Below are 17,934 nucleotides of genomic sequence, written 5' to 3'. Positions count from 1 at the left end.
TTACTCCGCTTTGATGGTGAGTTCGCCGTTCTCCTCGCCGATGAATACCATGCCAACGGCGCCTTCGCCCTTCTCGACGATCATCTCGCTGAGCTTATCCTCGATCTCGGTGCGGATAACGCGTCGGATGTCTCTGCCGCCCAGCTTCTTGCCGTAAGCCTTGTGAGCGATGACCTTGAGGGCTTCCTCGCTCCAGCCTGTGGTGATGGCGCGTTCTTCGAGGGCTTCCTTCATCTCGGTGAGCATCAGCCCGGCGATCTTCGCGTAGTTGTCCTCGGTCAGCGGCGAGAATACCACCACTTCGTCGATACGTCCGAGGAATTCGGGGCGCAGGAACTCGCCCAGTGCCTTCATAGCTCTGTCGCGGCTGATCTCCGCATCGGTCTTGTTGAAGCCGACGCCCGTCTCCTTCGAGGTGGATCCTGCGTTGGAGGTCATAACGATAACGGTGTTCTTGAAGCTGACAAGCCTGCCCTGTGCGTCGTGAATCTCGCCCTCGTCGAGTATCTGGAGCAGGATGTTCATGACGTCGGGGTGAGCCTTTTCGATCTCATCGAAGAGCACCACGCTGTAGGGTCTGCGGCGTATCTTTTCGGTGAGCTGTCCTGCCTCGTCGAAGCCCACGTATCCCGGAGGCGAACCGATGAGCTTGGAGACGCTGTGGCGCTCCATATATTCGGACATATCGACCCTGATGAGGGGTTCGTTCTCGTCAAAAAGTGTCTCGCCAAGCACCTTTACAAGCTCGGTCTTGCCGACGCCCGTAGGTCCCACGAAGATGAAGGACGCAGGTCTGATGCGCTTCGAAAGGTGGACTCTGCTTCTTCTGACTGCGGCACAGACAGCGCTGACAGCCGCATCCTGACCGATAACGCGGTCGGAGAGCGCCTTCGGGAGCTGACGGATCTTCGCGTACTCGGTCTCCTCGATCTTGTTGGCAGGGATACCCGTCCACACCTCGATAACGTGTGCGAGGTCGGACTCGGTGACTTCTGTCGCATCGGCTTCCGCCTTGAACTTGTCGAGCTGTTCCTTGAGGGTGAGCACCTTCATTTTCTGCTCGCCTATCTTCTCGTAATCGGGAGCGTCCTCGCCCTCAAGCTCGGTCAGCGCTTCCTCGGCTTCCGAGTAGTCCACGTTGGTCTGCTTGAAGCCCTCGATAGCCTTGCTTCTGATAGCCGCGTAAGCGCAGGCTTCATCCAGCAGGTCGATAGCCTTGTCGGGCAGGAAGCGGTCGGTGATATATCTTTCCGAGAGGATTGCGCACTCGCGGGCGATATTCTCGGGAACTCTGATGCTGTGGTGCTGTTCGTAGTATTTCTTGATACCGTCCAGCATGAGGACGGTATCGGCTACGGTCGGTTCCTTGACGGTGACGGGCTGGAAGCGTCTTTCAAGCGCCGCGTCCTTCTCGATGTACTTGCGGTACTCTTTGAAGGTAGTCGCGCCGATGACCTGTACCTCGCCTCTGGAAAGTGCGGGTTTCAGGATGTTCGAGGCGTTCATGCTGCCCTCGGAGTCGCCTGTGCCGACTATCGAATGAACATCGTCGATGAAGAGGATGACATTTCCGAGCTTCTTGACCTCGTCGATGAGACCCTTCATACGGCTCTCAAACTGACCGCGGAACTGTGTTCCTGCGACGAGTGCCGCCATATCCAGCAGGTAGACCCTCTTGTTTCTGAGGTCGAAGGGAACCTCGCCTGCCTGTATCTTCTGAGCAATACCCTCTGCGATAGCGGTCTTGCCGACACCCGGTTCACCGATAAGGCAGGGATTGTTCTTCTGGCGGCGCGAGAGTATCTGTATAACGCGGTCGATCTCGCGTTCTCTGCCGATAACGGGGTCAAGTTCGGAGTTCTCGGCCTTTTCGGAGAGATTTGTGCAGTAAGTCGGGAGAAATTTCAGCTTCGGCTCACGCTTGGGCGCGGACTTGGGCTGTTTTTTCTCGGTCTTGTTTGTTTTCGGAGCGTCCTCATCCGCCAGTTCGGCAGGGAGGTCATCGCTTTCCTGTTTAGGCTTTTTGACGCCGCCGAGCATTTTCTCAACGTTGCCCATAAGGTCGCTGAAAAGTTCGGGCAGGGTATTCGAGCCGCCCTGTTCAAAGGAGTCGCCGTCGTCGAGGAGTTCGGAGGTCAGGTTCTCCATTTCCTCGATATCCTCGTCGGTCAGACCCATTCTTTTTATATATTCATCTATCTGGGGAATACCTGCCTGTTTGGCGCAGACGATACAGAGTCTTTTGTTTCCGCCTTCGTTAGGGGGTGTATCGCCGTTCTGGTTCATCTGGGAGATGAACACTACGGCAGGTCTTTTTCCGCAATTGGTACACATCAACATTACATATCCCTCTTTTCCGGATTTTTTCGGGGCAGGGGAGTCTGCCCGATGCAAGTGCTTTTATTAGCTTATAATATTTTATTATACACCAAATACGTTGATTTTTCAAGTGTTTTCACAGTATTTTCATCTGAGGGAGCGACACGTTTTTTGTTTCGCTTTTGGCGAAAACGAGAGTTTCACTCTTGCGCTCTTGACCAAGGGTTTCTGCCCCCGTAACCTGACCGACGCGGTGGCATCGGTCCCGCTCGGACTCCGGCGAACACGCTTCATTTGGCGGGGGGATATAATAAAACCCCGATCTCTCGGGGTTTTTCTTAATCTTCGTCATCGTCGTCGTATTCAAACTCTCTCGATGTTTTCGAGGCGTTCTTACGTACTTTTCTCACAAAGAAGAAGTGTATTATTATCGTCAGGATGAACAGACACACGCCGATCAGCAGGACGATATACTGGAAGATGATGATATTATCCAGCATGGCTTTCAGTGTGGCAGTCACGCTCTGATATATGTTCGTGTTCCTGATTATGAACGAGTCGAAATAGTTCGTCTTTTTCAGGTACAGCGAGGGTATCAGCAGCACCGCGGAGCTGCACATCAGCGCTGTTCCGAGCCAGTAGGGCAGATCTCTCGGGTGCTTGATATCCGTGATGATTATCAGCAGCAGGAAGAATATCGAAGCCACGCCCGTACACAGCATGAGGAATCCCACATATCTTGAGTACTTATGGCACTTGGGAGCGACCGCACCGCTTGAGAACTGATGGAGCATCAGGACATCGACCTTCGCTTCGATCTGTTCGTGAGACACCTTGATGGTATTGTCGAGCAGTTTCTGGTACTGTGCGTCCCTTTCGATGCCGTTTTCATCGGAGTAGTTCTCGATGTAGCTTGTGATGCTCTGGTCGATAGTGGAGAAATCGTACTCTATCTGAGGCTTTGCGGCGTTAGGGTCGGTAAGGTACGCGATAGAATCCTTGATATTCTTTTCAGCGCACTGCTGAAGATATGCAGGGTCGAGGGTGTCGATGAACACCTCGGCGGGGATACCTGTCGGCATCGCGAACTGTGTGAAAGTCTCGCTGAGGTCGTCGTAGATGACCTGACCGATATTCTCATCGTTGACAGCTGTCAGGTAGATATCTGACTTGAAAAGAACGTTCTGCGTGAACCACGAGCACTCGAACCCGATAAGCGAGATGACTTCAAGTATCGTCAGCAGAAGGATGAATGGGTAGTGATACAGACGTTTCATTCCTTCACCTCTTTCCATTCACGCTTCACGCAGTCGCAGATGACTGCGAGGCGGTATTCACTCATACCGAGTCTGCCGTTGTTCCAGCAGGTATACATGGTAAGGATGTCCCTGTCGCAGGGGCGGATATAGGTGAGGTCGCTCTGATGGAACACCTCGATATCGGATACCACGTAAGTCAGCTTGCAGTAAGAAGTTTCGAGAGTCACCTCATCGCCGACCTTGCAGTTAGGCAGGTGGTAGAAGGAGGTATGGTTATGACCTGCGATAACGACATTTCCCTCATGTCCGATGTAGACCGAGCCGTTATACCAGCCTGCGCCCCAGGTCAGGACGTCGTCGGTAGTACCGCTGTAGACCTTGATATCCTTCATTCCGGCGTTCTTGCAGTTGATAGTCGCGTAGTAATCGCCGTAGTAGGGGTAGATCATGGTATGGGTCTGCCCTGTTTCGTCGTCCTTGATATCTTTTGTTTGCAGGGGAGCGTCATCATCGCGGTATTTATTGAGTGTGCGGATGCTTTTGCTCTCAGCCTCATGCTGTTCAACGTCGAACACAAGGCGCAGATAGGGCTTTGCGTAGGAGTAAGGTTTAGCGAGACCGAGCAGCAATGTACTGCACACGATTATCAATATCAAAAAAGGTGTAAGGACAAAAGTGAATGCCCTTAACACCTTGTTCGACGAAGAATGTTTTTGATGATGACTCCTTGCTGCGGTTTTTGCAGAAGGTCTGTTCATAAAATCACTCCGAAATGTTCTTTTGTTTAGAGCTTATGCTCTGTTCTTTCTGGAAACGATAACTGCGCCGGTAGCAGCGAGCACGAGAGCTACGCCTGCGAATGCAACAGCGTTTCCTGCGCCGGTCTCAGCAGCCTCAGCACCTGTGCCTGCAACAGCAGAGGTAGTAGTAGTCTGTGTGCCGGAACCGTCCTTCATCTTAGCGGATACGTTGTAGTGAGCCTTGTCAGCCTTGGTAACAGTTACCTCAACGTTGTACTTAGCACCGAGTGCTACGAGGTCGTTGATGATAGCCTGCTTGTCATCCTCGCTCCAGGTCTTACCGATCTGGATCTTCTCATCCTCAGTGAGGTCGCCGGGCTTCTTGTTGAACAGCTCGGTAGCCTTAGGTGCAACGTACTTGTCAGATACAGCCTTCATGTCAGCGATCATATCGTCGTACTGAGCAGCAGTGAACTTGGAAGCGTTAGGCTCGAGGAAGTTCGACAGCTCCTGAACGTTGTGAGACTGAACGCCGCAGTCCTTAGCAGCCTGTACAGCTTCCTGCCAGGTAGCTGCGGAAGCCGAGATGCCCATTGTAGCAGCGATTGCAGCTGCAAATGCGGATGCAGTTAAAACCTTTGTGAATTTCATAATATTTTCCTCCCAAAAAATAATATCTGATATGCTTATTCTATCACACAAATTTACGGAATGCAACAGTTTTGATAACAATTTGCTCACTTTTGTAGGCTTGTACATCATTCAACCTGTCGATTTTCGATTTTTTGTGCAAACTATATATCTGATTCGTTAACATCTGCATCCGTCTCACTACTACAAAGACGCTGCGGCGTTGACGAAAAATGATATCATGTTAAGCGAGCCGACCTGTAAGCCGAGTTTTGTCGAGTACGGCAATCTATCTTGGCTGTACGTTGCCGCACAGCTCCAGCCGCCTACAGCGTATGCTCTGACGAGCAGCCATTGAACATACCACTGCCATTGGCGTTGCATCGGGTAAGGTTTACATGGCAGCGTCATCACTGACGCTCCGGTGAGCTCTTACCTCGCCTTTCCACCCTTACCTTCTATACAGAAGGCGGTATATTTCTGTTGCACTGGCTCGGAGGTCGCCCTCGGTTGACGTTATCAACTACCCTGCTCTGCGATGCTCGGACTTTCCTCAGTGTGCTGATGCACACCGCTGCCGTACAGCCAACTCGCTGTATTTTATTATAGCACATTACGAAATCGTTGTCAATAGGTTTTTTCAAAAAAAGTATTCCAAATTATTGCATATCTTCCGCCGATTTTCAGGCTTTATGCGGGGACGGGAATGAATCATTTTCACGTTTTCGATTCATCGCGGACGGCACTTTTTGCATTTTTGTTAGGTGAAATGTCTATATTAGGTCAAAAAACGCGGTTTTGTATGTGAAATATCATGATTTTTTTGCAAGATTTAGATTAAACACTTGCAAAATTGCTGTTCTTGGTATATAATATAGTAGCACTGTAAAATCAGATTATCAGCAATCAGTATGATGGAGGAATTGGTACAATGAGACCGCAGGAAATGACTAAGCAGGAGCTCGCAGCATTCAAGGCAGAGGCTCTGAAACAGTATGAGGACTACAAGGCACTGGGACTTTCGCTGAACATGGCGAGAGGAAAGCCCGGCGCTGAACAGCTGGCACTGTCGGCAGGACTGCTCGACTGCCTGACCGCGGCGGATTTCGCGGAGACTGACAAGAACATATTCAACTATGGCGGACTGGACGGCATCAAGGAGGCTAAGGAGCTCTTCGCACCGATGCTGGGACTTTCCCCCGAGAATGTCATCGTGTTCGGCAACTCAAGCCTGAACATCATGTATGACTGCATCTCGCGCTGCTACACCTTCGGCGCAGGCAAGGGTCTTACCCCCTGGAAGGACTGCGGCAAGGTAAAGTGGCTCTGCCCCGTGCCCGGCTACGACAGACACTTCGCTATCACCGAGCTGTTCGGCTTCGAGATGATAAACGTTCCCGTTGACGAGAACGGCCCCGATATGGACATGATAGAGCGTCTGGTGGCTGAGGACGAGAGCATCAAGGGTATCTGGTGCGTTCCGATGTACGCTAACCCCACAGGCATCACCTACTCGGACGAGACTGTAAGACGTATGGCAGCTCTCAAGCCCGCAGCTAAGGATTTCCGCATCTTCTGGGATAACGCTTACTGCATCCACCACCTGACCGACACCCCCGACAAGCTGCTGAACCTCTACGACGAGCTCGCAAAGAACGGCAGCGAGGACATGGTATATATGTTCGCTTCCACCTCTAAGGTGACCTTCCCCGGAAGCGGCGTTGCGGTAATGGGCGCATCTAAGGCGAACCTCGACTTCGTGAAGTCCACCATGACCATCCAGACCATCGGTCACGACAAGCTCAATATGCTCAGACACGTCCGCTTCTTCGGCGGCAAGTTCGAGAACGTTACCGCTCATATGCAGAAGCACCGCGCTGTTCTTGAGCCGAGATTCAAGGTAGTCGTTGACACCCTTGAGCGCGAGCTGGGCGGCACAGGCATGGGTTCGTGGCACAGCCCCAACGGCGGTTACTTCGTAAGCTTCAACGGCATGAACGGCACCGCAAAGCGCATCGTTCAGCTGTGCAAGGAGGCAGGCGTTACCCTGACAGGCGCAGGCGCTACCTTCCCCTACGGCAAGGATCCCGACGACAAGAACATCCGCATCGCACCGACTTTCCCCTCTGTTGAGGAGCTCCAGAAGGCTATGGACATCTTCGTTCTGGCTGTCAAGCTGGCATCTGCGGAAGTTCTGGGCGCATGATAAAGTAAACCAAACTCCATTAAGAATATAGCAAAACATAAGGCGGACAGCGTGAAAACTGTCCGCTTTGTGTTTGTACGGGAAAGCTCTGCGGGGGCAAAAAAAGAGAGTGCCGAAGCACTCTCCGATAAACATCTGAAAAACAGTATCCTGTCAGCCTTTGTGGCTCGCAATCTCTTCGATGGCGCAATTGAGAAGGTAGTCCTGACCGTCCGCGAATATCGCCTGAATGGCTTTGCTGTCGAGGGGTATCTTCACGCCTGTGTCGTCGGTGGACTGTCTGTCTTTGCCCGAGTCGATGAAGATGCTGCCGTCCCTGTCCAGCATTACAGAGCCTGAGTAGTTGAGGGTCCCCTCTGTGAGCTGCTTGCTGCACACGCCCTGTGCGGAGCCGTTGGGACCCGTGAAGCCCATGACGGTCACGTTGTCAAAACTGCTCATGACCTTCGTGAGATGGTCGGAAGCCGAAGCGCTGTGGTCGTTCACCAGCAGGACTATCCTGCCGTTTTCGCCGAGGATGTTGTCGCCGCTGAACACTATGTCGTCGTCGGGGAGATAGCCGCCCTTTCCGTCGGTGGCGTAGCAGCCCTTCTTGTCGTCCCAGAGGGCGTTGGTGACGTAGTAATGCTCGCCCTCGGGTGCGAACAGCGACGCTATCGCCTCGGTCATGTCTCCCGAACCGCCGCCGTTGGATCGGATGTCGATGATGATATCCGTGACGCCTTCGTCCATCATAGTGCGCACCTTGTCGCGGAGTTCGAGCTTCATGCCTGTGTGGTTGTCCTTGGATGCCGATACGCTGTCGTAGACCATCGACTTTACGCGGAGAACGGCGGTGGTGTCATTTATCTTCGTGACTGACATATGAGCCGCTTCGTAGCCCTGATAGAGCTTTTTGCCCATTTCTTCAAAACGGTCGTAGTAGCAGCCTCCGAGCTTCGGGAGCGTGACAGTCTGCTCCGAACCGTCGTCTGCTATGAAAGTCAGCTCGGCAGTGTCTCCGCCCGTGCCTGCGGCGAACATACCCTTGTGGAATTCGGCGTTGTCGGCGTCGGGGATGTTTTCCATCTGCGCGAGGGTGGAGCGTTCGTCTGCCTTGTCGGGTGTCTCGCCGTTCCAGCTGATGATTTGCGTGCCGAGATGGATGCCCTTGTTTGCCAGCGAATCGTCAACGTTCACCGCCGTGAAGGAACCGTCCGAGAGTTTCAGTATGACAAGTCCGTAGTCGTTGCCGCCTGCACGCTTGCAGGCTTCACGCACGGTGTCTTCATCATTCGGAGCGTAGCCCACATGACCGTCGTGGAACTCGGCGCAGAAACGCGCCCATGCGATGTAGTTCTCCACTTCGTCGCGGTCTTTGTCGGCTTTGCGGAACTCGGGGATGTACTTTTCATAGAGCGCATCGAAGTCGATGTCCTTGTGCTGAGTCAGGGGATAGTATAACCTCATGGAGCTGACAGCCTTTTTGAAATCCCCCGTGAAGTCGTGCCTTGCGCGGTAAGCGTCCGACAGCAGACAGCAGGGGACTGATATAAGCATCACTGCCGCGCAGACCGCCGAGGTTATCCTGCGGCTCTTCACGTCCTCGCGGAAGAAGCCTGCCGCAAGCCCTGCGCATCCGAGATACGCGCCTGCCATGAGCGGCTCAAAGCCGATGTTCAGCATGATGACCAGGGCGGTGACAGAGGGTATGAGCCAGCAGAGCTTGCTCAGTGAGCTGATGTTCTTTTCCGATCTTACCGCAAAGCGTTCGAGGAGCAGACATTGTGCCACCCCAAGAGCGATAAGCAATACATCCTGATATATCATTGTGCCGCCCCCTTATCTCAGATCGTCGCGGCGGAAAAAGCTGTAGCCGAGTATAAGATAGACCGCTGTCATGATGAGCGAGACTGCGGTTATCTGCACGGCGTCACCTGCCGCCACGAATGGTTCGCTTATCATGCGGTTTTCACCGTGAAGTGCGAATGTGTAGAAATAGTGCATATTATTAATGGTACTCATGCTCGAGAGACCCGTGAGCAGATTGCTGTACTTCACAGGCGTTTCGCCCTTTGCGATGTTTTCCAGCACCAGCAAGCCGTAATATATCCCCACCACAGCGGCAGGCTTCTTGATGATACAGCATACGAAGATGTAGAACGAGCCGATGCGGAGGAATATCGGGATAGTCAGCAGGATGCGCTGTAACAGTCCTGCCGCCGTTATCTCGTATCCCCACTCGTCGCTGAGCAGGACTGCGGTCACATACATTATTATATACTGCGCCATTGTGAAGAACAGTGCGACCGACAGTGAGGGTATCGCTCTGCCGAAGAAAGCGTCGCGCCGAAGCGTTCCCGAGGAAAGCTCGTGGTTTATCGTTCTGTCGGAGAGGTCGTTGCCGCATACGATAGCCGTGACTATCACCATGAGCATCATCATAAAGGTTGAGATGATAGAAAACAGCATGGCGCATATCTCCGAACCGCGCAGATGTTCTCTGCCGCCGTTTCCCCATATCGCCAATGCGAACAGCACCGTCATGACCGAAAAGCCGATGAATATGGTGCGCAGGACATTCGTGTGCCGCGCCTGAAAAAGCTGTGCTCTGATTATGTTTTTCATATCCGCCACCTCACTTTATATCACGCCTGCGGAACACCGCAAAGCCGAGGATGAGATATAACGCAGTCATCCCGATGCAGACCGCCGCACAGGACGCGCCGTCGGAGAATGTGAGCATACTCTTCACTATCTGAATATCCTCGCCGTTCTTGTAGCCGATGCCGATGTTCGATACGTCGAGGAATTTCTGCATCGCCGTTGCGGAGAAGAAATAGCCCGCTTTCTTGTCGAGCCCCAGCGAAGCGCTCTCCTGCATTATCATCACGATGATGAGCTCCGTCTGACCGATGATGAAACCGATGACGGTCGTGGTTTTCCAGTCCATCAGCAGGAAGGTCAGCATGGTGTACATAGCCGAGAGCCGCACGACGGTGATGAGGGTGCAGAAAGCGCGTCTGAGAGCGCCGCCCACCGTCATCATATCTCCCCAGCCTGCAAAAGCGGCAACTATGGCTGTAGGCACTATCATGAGGAAAGCGCAGGTGACTGCCGACCAGAACACGCCCACGATGAACCTTGCGAAGAACACCTGTGAACGCTTCACGCCATCGAGAAGCTCGTAGTTCATGGTGCGGTCGGTCATGTCGCATCCGCAGATGCGGGCGGTGTAGAGCAGTGTGAGCATATTCAGCAGGAAAGGGAAGCCGTCCGCGGAGATGACCGCGAAATAGCTCGCCGAAAACTGCGCTGTACTGCTGTCGGCCGCACTGATAAGGTCGATGCCGACGTAGATGATGAGCATCACGAAGATGATGTAGTAGGTCACATTGTCACGAAGCATCTGATACTGCTGTGCTTTTATCAGGTTGAACATCATCATCACCTACCAGTTCCATGTAATATTGTTCGAGATCTGCTTCCTTCATGAACAGCTCGGTCGGGGTCACGCCGTTCTCGAACAGCGTTCTTGAGATCTTTGCGGTGTCGTCAAGGCCCTCATAGAGCCGCACCCTGCCGTCCTTTTCCACCTCGAAACTCTCGAAGCCGAGCTTGTTGCGGAGTATGGCAGGCACAAGGCTGTCGTTGTCGGTGCGGATGCAGTACTGTTCACTGCACTGTTTTTTCAGCTCCTCAGCCGAAAGACGCTTCACCAGCTCGCCGTGACGGATGAACAGGTAGTCGGTGCAGAGCAGTGACAGCTCGGAGAGGATGTGGGAGGAGATAACGATGGTTATGTGCTCCTCGCGGTTGAGTTTCAGGAGCAGTTCGCGTATCTCCACGATGCCCTCGGGGTCGAGGCCGTTTATCGGCTCGTCCAGCACCATGACCTCGGGCTTCGACATGAGCGCCGCCGCGATGCCGAGACGCTGTTTCATACCCAGCGAGAAGTTCTTGACGGGTTTCCTGCCCGTGTCTCTGAGCCCTGCTATCTCCAGCACCTCGCCGATGCGTGCCTTGTCGGGAATGCCCTTTTGCAGGCGGAGCTTTTCAAGGTTCTCTGCCGCGGTCATGTTCTGTTTCGCGTAGGGCGTCTCGATGATGAAGCTCATGCGGCTTCGGGAGTGTGCGAGCCCGCTCTCCGTTGTCTCGCCGAACAGTTCGATACTGCCCTCGGTGGGGAGTATCAGTCCGCCCACGGCTTTCATGATGGTGGTCTTTCCTGCGCCGTTAGGCCCGACGAGACCGCATATCATCCCTTTCCCGACGCTGAACGAAACGTTTTTCAGCACGCGGCTTTTCTTGTACTGCTTGCTCAGGTCGTTGACGCTGATGAGTACTTCGTTCATATCACATTCCTCCTTGTTTGCGTTTGGGTATTGTTCTATGATACCATGATAACACCCGTTCTTAAAGAAACTCTAAAGATATTTAAGATTTACAGAATGTTCATATTTTGACCAAGCTTGATTTTTTTCGTCGGATGTGATATAATAGTCATGTTCCCGCTGACGAAGCGGCGGGACGATGTAAAAATACACCATTATAATAAGGAGACAGATATGTTTAAAAGATACCGCGACCTGTTCGCAAGGCAGCTTGCGATAGAGCTGAACTGTGAGCCAGGGGATTTTTTCAGGGCTGACGACCTGCTTACCGAGTCTGCCGCAAATGAGGGCAGGCGTGTTTACATCAGCAAGAAGCCGTTTTTGCAGATGACGACTTTCGGCGGGAACATCGTCATCACCGCCGACCCTGTGCTGCACGGGTATCTGCGCGGATTCATGGGGGGAGAGACCCACGGTCACTGGCTTTTTTCCGTCCCGAACTTCGTGAAGCTCAACGCCGAGCTGAACAAATACGGCTACGAACTTACCCAGACCCACCATATGCTCCTGCCTTACCGCGACGTTCAGCCCCGCGGCGACCTGAAAGTGAAGTGGTTTTTCGACGATGAGATTCTGCCGTTCTACGGCGACAAGCGTTTCGGGAACGCGCTCTGCCCCGAACCCACCGCCGAGCGTCCCGACAGGATAGCTGTCTGCGCCTACGACGGTGACACTATCATGGGCATGGCGGGCTGTTCCGAGGACGCGCCGTACCTGCTTCAGATAGGCATCGACGTGAGTCCCGAGTACCGTTCCCGCGGCATCGGCACGGCACTTGTCACGATGCTGAAAAACAAGATAATCGAGCGCGGCGAGCTGCCGTTCTACGGCTCCGCGATGGGCAACTACCATTCTCAGGCCATCGCCGTCAACAGCGGCTTCAAGCCTGCGTGGATAGACATCGAAGCGGTGAAGATAAAGAGTGAATAACACAAGTGTCCGATTTTAAGGATAGATTCGTTTTTTTCTTTGTGGCACTTGACAGAGCTCTGTTTTTGTGGTATAATATTCTGGCAGGCTTTGCAGGACATAGCTCTGCGGAATAAAGCCGGTGTGATGGAATTGGCAGACGTGACGGACTCAAAATCCGTTGGTAGCAATACCGTGCGGGTTCGACCCCCGCCACCGGCACCATTATGATCGCAGGTTCTTAGATGGAGCCTGCGTTTTTTTCATTTTCTTCATCTTCATCGTCGCCGAGGACTCTTGCAATGGTTTCCGCCGAAGAAATCCGTGACGAATAATCGAGATGACTGTAAAAATTCGCTGTTACGTTAAATGTCGAGTGCCCGAGCTAATCCTGGATGGCTTTCATGGACTCTCCGTTTGCAAGCAAAAGACTGGCACAACTGTAGCGCAGATCATGGAACCGCAGTTTCCTGAGACCATATTTCTTGACCATGTTTTTGAAATGGTCGCTGACGAAGTTCGGCGTGATCAGCTTGCCGTATGCGTCACGGCACACAAAGCCTTCGTAGGTTCTGTCAAAGTCGGATTTCAGGAGTTTAGAGTACATTTCCTCTTTCTGCTGTTCAATGAGCATCCGTTCGATATGCGGAATCAGAGGGAGCGTTCTCACGCTTGCTTCTGTTTTTAGCGTAAACTCATCAGAGAACTCGGCGGCGTGAATATCACCCTGTCGAAAGTTGTAAATCATATCAATCATTGTAAGCACCCTTTCGGTAATTATTTAGCTAATGTTTCCTTGAAAACTTCTTTACCGCAACTGTCCTAAGCAGCCTGGTTTGTGACAATATTTCTCCGCAGCATATTTCGGAAACACCGCTGATATAATAATGTTTTCTCTTGACTTAGCTAAAAAAACAATATATAATAGTATTATAGGCAAATATCGGAAACTTCCAAAAAGGAGATCGATAAATATGACAAACAGGATTGTAAAGCATACAGTCGCAGGGGTTATGGCGTTAGCGCTTACGGCAGGCTGCCTGACGGGGACTGCCGTGACGTGGAAAAGCTTCGGGATGACCTCACTGACTGCAAGCGCAAACTCTGAAAAGTTCTACCTGAGCTACTGGAGTTACCGTGAGCTTGACGACGGCACCATTGAGATCACCGCCTTTACCGGAGATTCTTCAGGGTGCTATATCCCGGCGGAGATCAACGGCAAAACTGTCACTCGCATCCGTGCCAATGCTTTTCAGTTTGGCATGAGAAATCTTACAACGATCTCGATACCCTCGACTGTCACGAATATCGACGAAGGGGCGTTTGATTACTGCCAGTTTCTGTCGAAGATCAATGTTGACAGCCAAAATGAATACTACTCGTCAATAGACGGCGTGCTGTACGACAAGGCTCAGACTAAGGTCATCTTCTGTCCGCGAAGCAGCGGACGCAGTGTTACTCTTCCCGATACCATAACGACCATCTGCGATAGGGCTTTTGGATCTGCACCTGTAAAAGGTGTTTTGAAGATCCCCGCTTCGGTCACAAGCATCGGCGAACACGCTTTCTACGGCTGCGGGTTCAGCAGCTATGAGGTAGATGAAAACAATCCGAATTACTCCTCTGCTGACGGTATGCTGTACAACAAGGATCAGACCGTGCTGATACAGTGCCCGAAAACGAAAGCAGAGCTGTCGTTCCCGCAGACCCTTACGGTCATAGGCGAAGGTGCGTTCTACAACAACAGCAAACTTCAAAATCTGGTCATCCCCAACGGCGTAACAAGCATCGGTGATGAGGCTTTTGGATCGGCAAGCGCACTTGTCAGCATCAGCATCCCCGAAAGCGTGACCGAGATCAGCAGCACGGCTTTCAGTAATAATCAGCAGCTTGGCAGCATAGAGGTGGACAGTGCAAATCCCGTGTTCAGCTCGGAAAACGGAGCGCTGTACAACAAGGACAAGACCACCGTAATCAAATGGACGTACACCCAGACTTCGGCAGTCATCCCCGATGGCGTAACAGCTATCGGCGAACACGCTTTTGAACTGAACAGAAAGCTGAGGTCTGTCACCATCCCCGACAGCGTGAAAAGCATCGGCGATCGGGCGTTCGCAAAGTGCTATAATCTTAGCAGCGTAACAACAATATCAGCAAATGTTGAAAATATAGGGTTCCAGGCTTTCTTCAACTGCAACACGCTCTCGACCCTTGACGTTGACAGCGAGAACCCGAATTACAGCTCTATTAACGGCGTGTTGTACAACAAGGAAAAGACCGTGCTGATACAGTGCCCCAGACAGCAGAAAAGCATAACTATCCCCGACACCGTAACGGAGATCGAAGATTACGCATTATACTATTGTAGTAATCTTACCAGTGTAGTTTTACCCGACGGCGTTACGAGGATCGGCAATTCAGCATTTTATTACTGTCAAAAGCTGGCTTCGGTAGAAATACCGTCGAGCGTCAGGGAGATAGGAGCGTCTGCGTTCGCTTCGACTGCGATGAAAGAGTTCGTATTTCCCGAGGGTCTGGAAAAGCTCGGACAGTACGCGCTCGCAAACAATCCTCTTACTCTTGTGGCGCTTCCGCTCAGCATACAGGAGATAGGCGAAGGCTGCATCACTTACTGCTCAAAGATCACTTACCCCGGAAGCATCTCGCGCTGGGAAAAGGTTGACCTTTCACCCGGCAATAAAGCGATAAACAATGCTAACCTCGGACACCGTAATCCGACTCCTTCTGTTAAGAAAGGCAATTATTGCATAAGGCTCAGCTGGAGCGAGAGAAGTGCCGCGGAGGAATACGGCATTGTCACTTACGATCAGGGCAGGTGGCGTATCGTCGCAACAGTCCCTGCTGACACCCGCGAATATACGATCCGCGGACTCAAGACAGGCGAACACTACTGGGTAGGTCTGATAACAAAATTCAACGGCGAATGGGAGACGCAGTTCAGACGCAGATATGTCACCCCTCTCGCTTCTGTCAGCCATCCCGACACAACTGTGGAGACAGAAGGAAACGCTCTCAGACTTAAATGGAAGGCAGTACCGTCAGCCGAGTCCTACGGCATCGCCTGCTATCAGGGCGGCAGATGGCGCATATTAAGGAGCGAGATCCCCGCCGACACTACGGTCTTTACGATGAAAAACGTCCCTTCGGGTACATACAAGGCTGTGGTTCTGGCGAAGATGTTCGGCGAGTGGGATCTTTCCGATCTTCAGAGCCGTATAGTTGAGATAGAGATCAAGTAAAACACTTGCACAGGCTCGGTGCTTTTTACGAGGTAAAAAAATGCTTTTCGTTCAGTAGGCACGAGGGACAGATACAAAAACAATAACGAGCTGCTGCATTTTATCCGTATTTTTAAGGAAGAAGATCGGTACAGGATAATATACAACAACAGATATGCCGATCACGAATACAGACAGCTTCTTGATCTCAGATAAAATAACAGCCCGTTTCGCGGTGAGGCGAGACGGGCTGTAATCGTATGCTGATATGAATATTATGTTCGGATCAGTTGACTGTAATGGTCACTGTCCTGCTGTTTAAGTTTGTGGTATCCCACTTGCCGTCGGTCTTCGCAATAACTGCGAGTTCGTAAGTGCCCGACGGGACTTTCGATATCGAGAACTCGGTCTCCGAAGCGGAGAGCTGTTTCAGTATCTTCCACTTGCCGCCGACCTTGCAGCCGACAGCGTAGCCCTCGGCATCCGAGATCGCATCCCATTCGAGGGAGACCGAATTGCCGTAGATGAACGAAGATACCTTCGGGTAGATATCCCCCGGCTTGACCCTGATCGCGTTTGTGACGTCGGTATACCATCTGCTGCCGATCTTTGCGATAACGGCGACATTGTAGTGCTTGCCGCCTGTAAGTCCCTTGAACGTATATGATGTGGTGCCGACCTCTGCGGCCTTCTGCCACTTGCCGTTGACATAAGCGAAAACAGCGTACCTGTCAGCGCCGATGATCTTATCCCAGTTGAGTGTGACTTCACCCTTGCCCTTTGTGTAGGTGACGACAGGGGTCAGGGTGCGGACAGGGGCAAGGAAGGTAAATGCGTTGTTCACCTTGTTCCACTGAGCCGCAGTTCCGAGATAATAGATCTCCTTCAGCTTAGAGTCATACGAAAATGCGGTTTCTTCTATTGTCTCGACTCCTCCGGGAATGATGAGCTTGGCCAGATCATTTATGCCTGCAAACGAGTTGGCGCTGACCGTTTTAAGCCCTTTCGGGAGCTTTAATTCGGTGACATTTTTGCAGGAGTAAAATGCATATTTGTCAATAGTCGTAATGCTGTCGGCAAGCAGTATTTTTTTTCATCGAGGTGCAGCCGTAGAAAGCATGATCCGCGATCGTCTTGACGCCTTCGGAGAACTTTACGCCCTCAAGACCCGAGCATTCAAAAAATGCACGGCTGCCGATGCTTTCTACGTTTCCGGGGAATACCACGCTCTGAAGAGCTGTACAATGATAAAAAGCATTTTCGTCGATGCTTTTTACGCTGTCTGGGATAGTTATCGTTTTTAGGGAGGTGCACTGCTCGAAGACCCATCCGGCAATAGAAGTGAGATTTGCAGGGAGACGTATCCCCGCAATAGCGGTCTCTCTGAAAGCACCATTGCCGATAGTTTCCTCGCTGTCGGGTATTGTGATCGACGAAAGATTCTTGCACTGACTAAACGCACCGACGCCGATCTCCGTAACACCTTCGGGGATAGTGATCTTTTTCAGTGCGGTGCAGTACATGAAAAGTCCTTTGCTGAGGCTTGTGAGACTGTCGGAGAGGACAACGTTCTCAAGGCTGCCGCATTGGTAGAAAGCATATTCGCCGATGCTCGTTATGTTGCTTGGGATCTTGACCGATTTAAGACCATCACACATACTGAAAGCATTTTTACCGATGCTTGTGATCTTATCGTTCATGGGTAAATTTGTAAATCCCGTACAACCGCTGAAAGTACCGTCGCTTATCTCTGTGACGCCATCGGGGATGGTGAGCTTCGTAAGGCTCTTACAACCCGAGAAGGCATAATTGCCGATGTCGGTAAGGTTTTTGGGAAGGTCAACATCAGTGAGCTTCGCGCATCCTAAAAAAGCATTTTCGCCGATAGAGGTGACGCTTTCAGGCAGAACGATACCTTTAAGGTTCTCACAGCCTTTGAAGATGTCGTGGCCGATAGAACTCAGATTTTTTGAAAGCGTCACGCTCGTGAGATTTGTGCATTTCTCGAATGCACCGCCTGTTATTTCTTAGACACTGTCGGGGACGATGATCTTTGTAGCCGTTTCATTGTCATTATATAAACACGGCCCGAGCACCCTGACGGGCAAGTCGTCGATCTCGGACGGAACAGTGATCTCAGCCTCCGAGCCGTAGTACACCAGCAGTTCAGCGAAATGAGAACCACCGACAAAGTGCTCCTGATACAGATAGTCTCCTGATCTGACGGGCATCAGAGCACTTGCGGTTATCGCAGTGTCT

General features: G+C 51.9%; 15 protein-coding genes, 1 tRNA gene and 1 other RNA gene. 4 read left to right on the top strand and 13 right to left on the bottom strand.

The window, feature by feature from the left end; all coding sequences use genetic code 11:
• The 5 genes from BT142_RS10695 to rnpB all read right to left on the bottom strand — a co-directional run bounded on the left by BT142_RS10695 (position 1) and on the right by rnpB (position 5,541).
• Positions 1 to 2,340 carry an ATP-dependent Clp protease ATP-binding subunit gene (locus BT142_RS10695; protein ID WP_175545494.1) on the bottom strand — a complete coding sequence of 780 codons (2,340 nt, stop codon included), beginning with the start codon at positions 2,338 to 2,340 and terminating at the stop codon, positions 1 to 3.
• A gap of 317 nt (positions 2,341 to 2,657) precedes the next feature.
• Positions 2,658 to 3,596, bottom strand: a complete 939-nt coding sequence (locus tag BT142_RS10690; RefSeq protein ID WP_072418187.1) for a hypothetical protein — start codon at positions 3,594 to 3,596, stop codon at positions 2,658 to 2,660.
• Complete coding sequence (locus tag BT142_RS10685) at positions 3,593 to 4,234, bottom strand: class D sortase (protein ID WP_242940031.1); 642 nt, start codon at positions 4,232 to 4,234, stop codon at positions 3,593 to 3,595. Before BT142_RS10685 ends, BT142_RS10690 begins: the two co-directional genes overlap by 4 nt.
• A gap of 135 nt (positions 4,235 to 4,369) precedes the next feature.
• Positions 4,370 to 4,969: a hypothetical protein gene (locus BT142_RS10680; RefSeq protein ID WP_072418185.1), complete on the bottom strand. Its 600-nt coding sequence runs from the start codon at positions 4,967 to 4,969 to the stop codon at positions 4,370 to 4,372.
• A 224-nt stretch (positions 4,970 to 5,193) separates the two neighbouring features.
• Positions 5,194 to 5,541, bottom strand: an RNA gene (gene rnpB / locus BT142_RS10675) — RNase P RNA component class A.
• A gap of 338 nt (positions 5,542 to 5,879) precedes the next feature.
• Here rnpB and BT142_RS10670 point away from each other — a divergent pair.
• Positions 5,880 to 7,154: an aspartate aminotransferase type Ic gene (locus BT142_RS10670; RefSeq protein WP_072418184.1), complete on the top strand. Its 1,275-nt coding sequence runs from the start codon at positions 5,880 to 5,882 to the stop codon at positions 7,152 to 7,154.
• 153 nt (positions 7,155 to 7,307) lie between these two features.
• On the opposite strand, the gene BT142_RS10665 is transcribed toward BT142_RS10670, so the two are convergent.
• The 4 genes from BT142_RS10665 to BT142_RS10650 are packed head-to-tail and all read right to left on the bottom strand — an operon-like array spanning position 7,308 to position 11,488.
• The gene (locus BT142_RS10665; RefSeq protein ID WP_072418183.1) at positions 7,308 to 8,963 is read right to left on the bottom strand and encodes a S41 family peptidase; all 1,656 of its coding nucleotides are present in this window, start codon (positions 8,961 to 8,963) and stop codon (positions 7,308 to 7,310) included.
• A 12-nt stretch (positions 8,964 to 8,975) separates the two neighbouring features.
• Positions 8,976 to 9,761, bottom strand: a complete 786-nt coding sequence (locus BT142_RS10660) for an ABC transporter permease subunit (RefSeq protein ID WP_072418182.1) — start codon at positions 9,759 to 9,761, stop codon at positions 8,976 to 8,978.
• Positions 9,762 to 9,771: 10 nt separating this feature from the next.
• Positions 9,772 to 10,581 (bottom strand): ABC transporter permease, encoded by an 810-nt coding sequence (locus BT142_RS10655; protein WP_139182219.1) that lies wholly within the window; start codon positions 10,579 to 10,581, stop codon positions 9,772 to 9,774.
• The gene (locus BT142_RS10650) at positions 10,532 to 11,488 is read right to left on the bottom strand and encodes an ABC transporter ATP-binding protein (protein ID WP_072418180.1); all 957 of its coding nucleotides are present in this window, start codon (positions 11,486 to 11,488) and stop codon (positions 10,532 to 10,534) included. Before BT142_RS10650 ends, BT142_RS10655 begins: the two co-directional genes overlap by 50 nt.
• A gap of 213 nt (positions 11,489 to 11,701) precedes the next feature.
• Between BT142_RS10650 and BT142_RS10645 the strand changes: the two genes are divergently transcribed.
• Both BT142_RS10645 and BT142_RS10640 read left to right on the top strand, forming a co-directional pair.
• Positions 11,702 to 12,457, top strand: a complete 756-nt coding sequence (locus BT142_RS10645; protein WP_072418179.1) for a GNAT family N-acetyltransferase — start codon at positions 11,702 to 11,704, stop codon at positions 12,455 to 12,457.
• Positions 12,458 to 12,574: 117 nt separating this feature from the next.
• Positions 12,575 to 12,661 (top strand) — tRNA-Leu (locus BT142_RS10640).
• A gap of 160 nt (positions 12,662 to 12,821) precedes the next feature.
• Here the strand turns inward: BT142_RS10640 and BT142_RS10635 are convergent.
• Positions 12,822 to 13,184, bottom strand: coding sequence for a site-specific integrase (locus BT142_RS10635; protein WP_242940030.1), 363 nt, complete (start codon positions 13,182 to 13,184; stop codon positions 12,822 to 12,824).
• 226 nt (positions 13,185 to 13,410) lie between these two features.
• Here BT142_RS10635 and BT142_RS10630 point away from each other — a divergent pair, with 226 nt between their 5' ends.
• Positions 13,411 to 15,696 (top strand): leucine-rich repeat domain-containing protein, encoded by a 2,286-nt coding sequence (locus BT142_RS10630; RefSeq protein ID WP_072418177.1) that lies wholly within the window; start codon positions 13,411 to 13,413, stop codon positions 15,694 to 15,696.
• Between the two features lie 265 nt (positions 15,697 to 15,961).
• On the opposite strand, the gene BT142_RS10625 is transcribed toward BT142_RS10630, so the two are convergent.
• The 3 genes from BT142_RS10625 to BT142_RS10610 all read right to left on the bottom strand — a co-directional run bounded on the left by BT142_RS10625 (position 15,962) and on the right by BT142_RS10610 (position 17,906).
• Positions 15,962 to 16,519: a fibronectin type III domain-containing protein gene (locus BT142_RS10625; protein ID WP_072418176.1), complete on the bottom strand. Its 558-nt coding sequence runs from the start codon at positions 16,517 to 16,519 to the stop codon at positions 15,962 to 15,964.
• 211 nt (positions 16,520 to 16,730) lie between these two features.
• Positions 16,731 to 17,699 carry a leucine-rich repeat domain-containing protein gene (locus BT142_RS10615; protein ID WP_084659429.1) on the bottom strand — a complete coding sequence of 323 codons (969 nt, stop codon included), beginning with the start codon at positions 17,697 to 17,699 and terminating at the stop codon, positions 16,731 to 16,733.
• 3 nt (positions 17,700 to 17,702) lie between these two features.
• Positions 17,703 to 17,906, bottom strand: a complete 204-nt coding sequence (locus BT142_RS10610; RefSeq protein ID WP_072418174.1) for a hypothetical protein — start codon at positions 17,904 to 17,906, stop codon at positions 17,703 to 17,705.
• Between the last annotated feature and the right edge of the window lie 28 nt (positions 17,907 to 17,934).

This window comes from Ruminococcus sp. YE71, from assembly GCF_900119155.1.
Classification (GTDB): Bacteria; Bacillota; Clostridia; order Oscillospirales; family Ruminococcaceae; genus YE71.
This window is presented reverse-complemented; position numbering and strand designations above follow the sequence as displayed.

Coding starts and splice junctions, on each gene's coding strand:
- BT142_RS10695 (WP_175545494.1), bottom strand. CDS start 2,340: ATGTTGATGTGTACCAATTGCGGAAAAAGACCTGCCGTAGTGTTCATC.
- BT142_RS10690 (WP_072418187.1), bottom strand. CDS start 3,596: ATGAAACGTCTGTATCACTACCCATTCATCCTTCTGCTGACGATACTT.
- BT142_RS10680 (WP_072418185.1), bottom strand. CDS start 4,969: ATGAAATTCACAAAGGTTTTAACTGCATCCGCATTTGCAGCTGCAATC.
- BT142_RS10670 (WP_072418184.1), top strand. CDS start 5,880: ATGAGACCGCAGGAAATGACTAAGCAGGAGCTCGCAGCATTCAAGGCA.
- BT142_RS10665 (WP_072418183.1), bottom strand. CDS start 8,963: ATGATATATCAGGATGTATTGCTTATCGCTCTTGGGGTGGCACAATGT.
- BT142_RS10660 (WP_072418182.1), bottom strand. CDS start 9,761: ATGAAAAACATAATCAGAGCACAGCTTTTTCAGGCGCGGCACACGAAT.
- BT142_RS10655 (WP_139182219.1), bottom strand. CDS start 10,581: ATGATGATGTTCAACCTGATAAAAGCACAGCAGTATCAGATGCTTCGT.
- BT142_RS10650 (WP_072418180.1), bottom strand. CDS start 11,488: ATGAACGAAGTACTCATCAGCGTCAACGACCTGAGCAAGCAGTACAAG.
- BT142_RS10645 (WP_072418179.1), top strand. CDS start 11,702: ATGTTTAAAAGATACCGCGACCTGTTCGCAAGGCAGCTTGCGATAGAG.
- BT142_RS10635 (WP_242940030.1), bottom strand. CDS start 13,184: ATGATTTACAACTTTCGACAGGGTGATATTCACGCCGCCGAGTTCTCT.
- BT142_RS10630 (WP_072418177.1), top strand. CDS start 13,411: ATGACAAACAGGATTGTAAAGCATACAGTCGCAGGGGTTATGGCGTTA.
- BT142_RS10610 (WP_072418174.1), bottom strand. CDS start 17,906: ATGCCCGTCAGATCAGGAGACTATCTGTATCAGGAGCACTTTGTCGGT.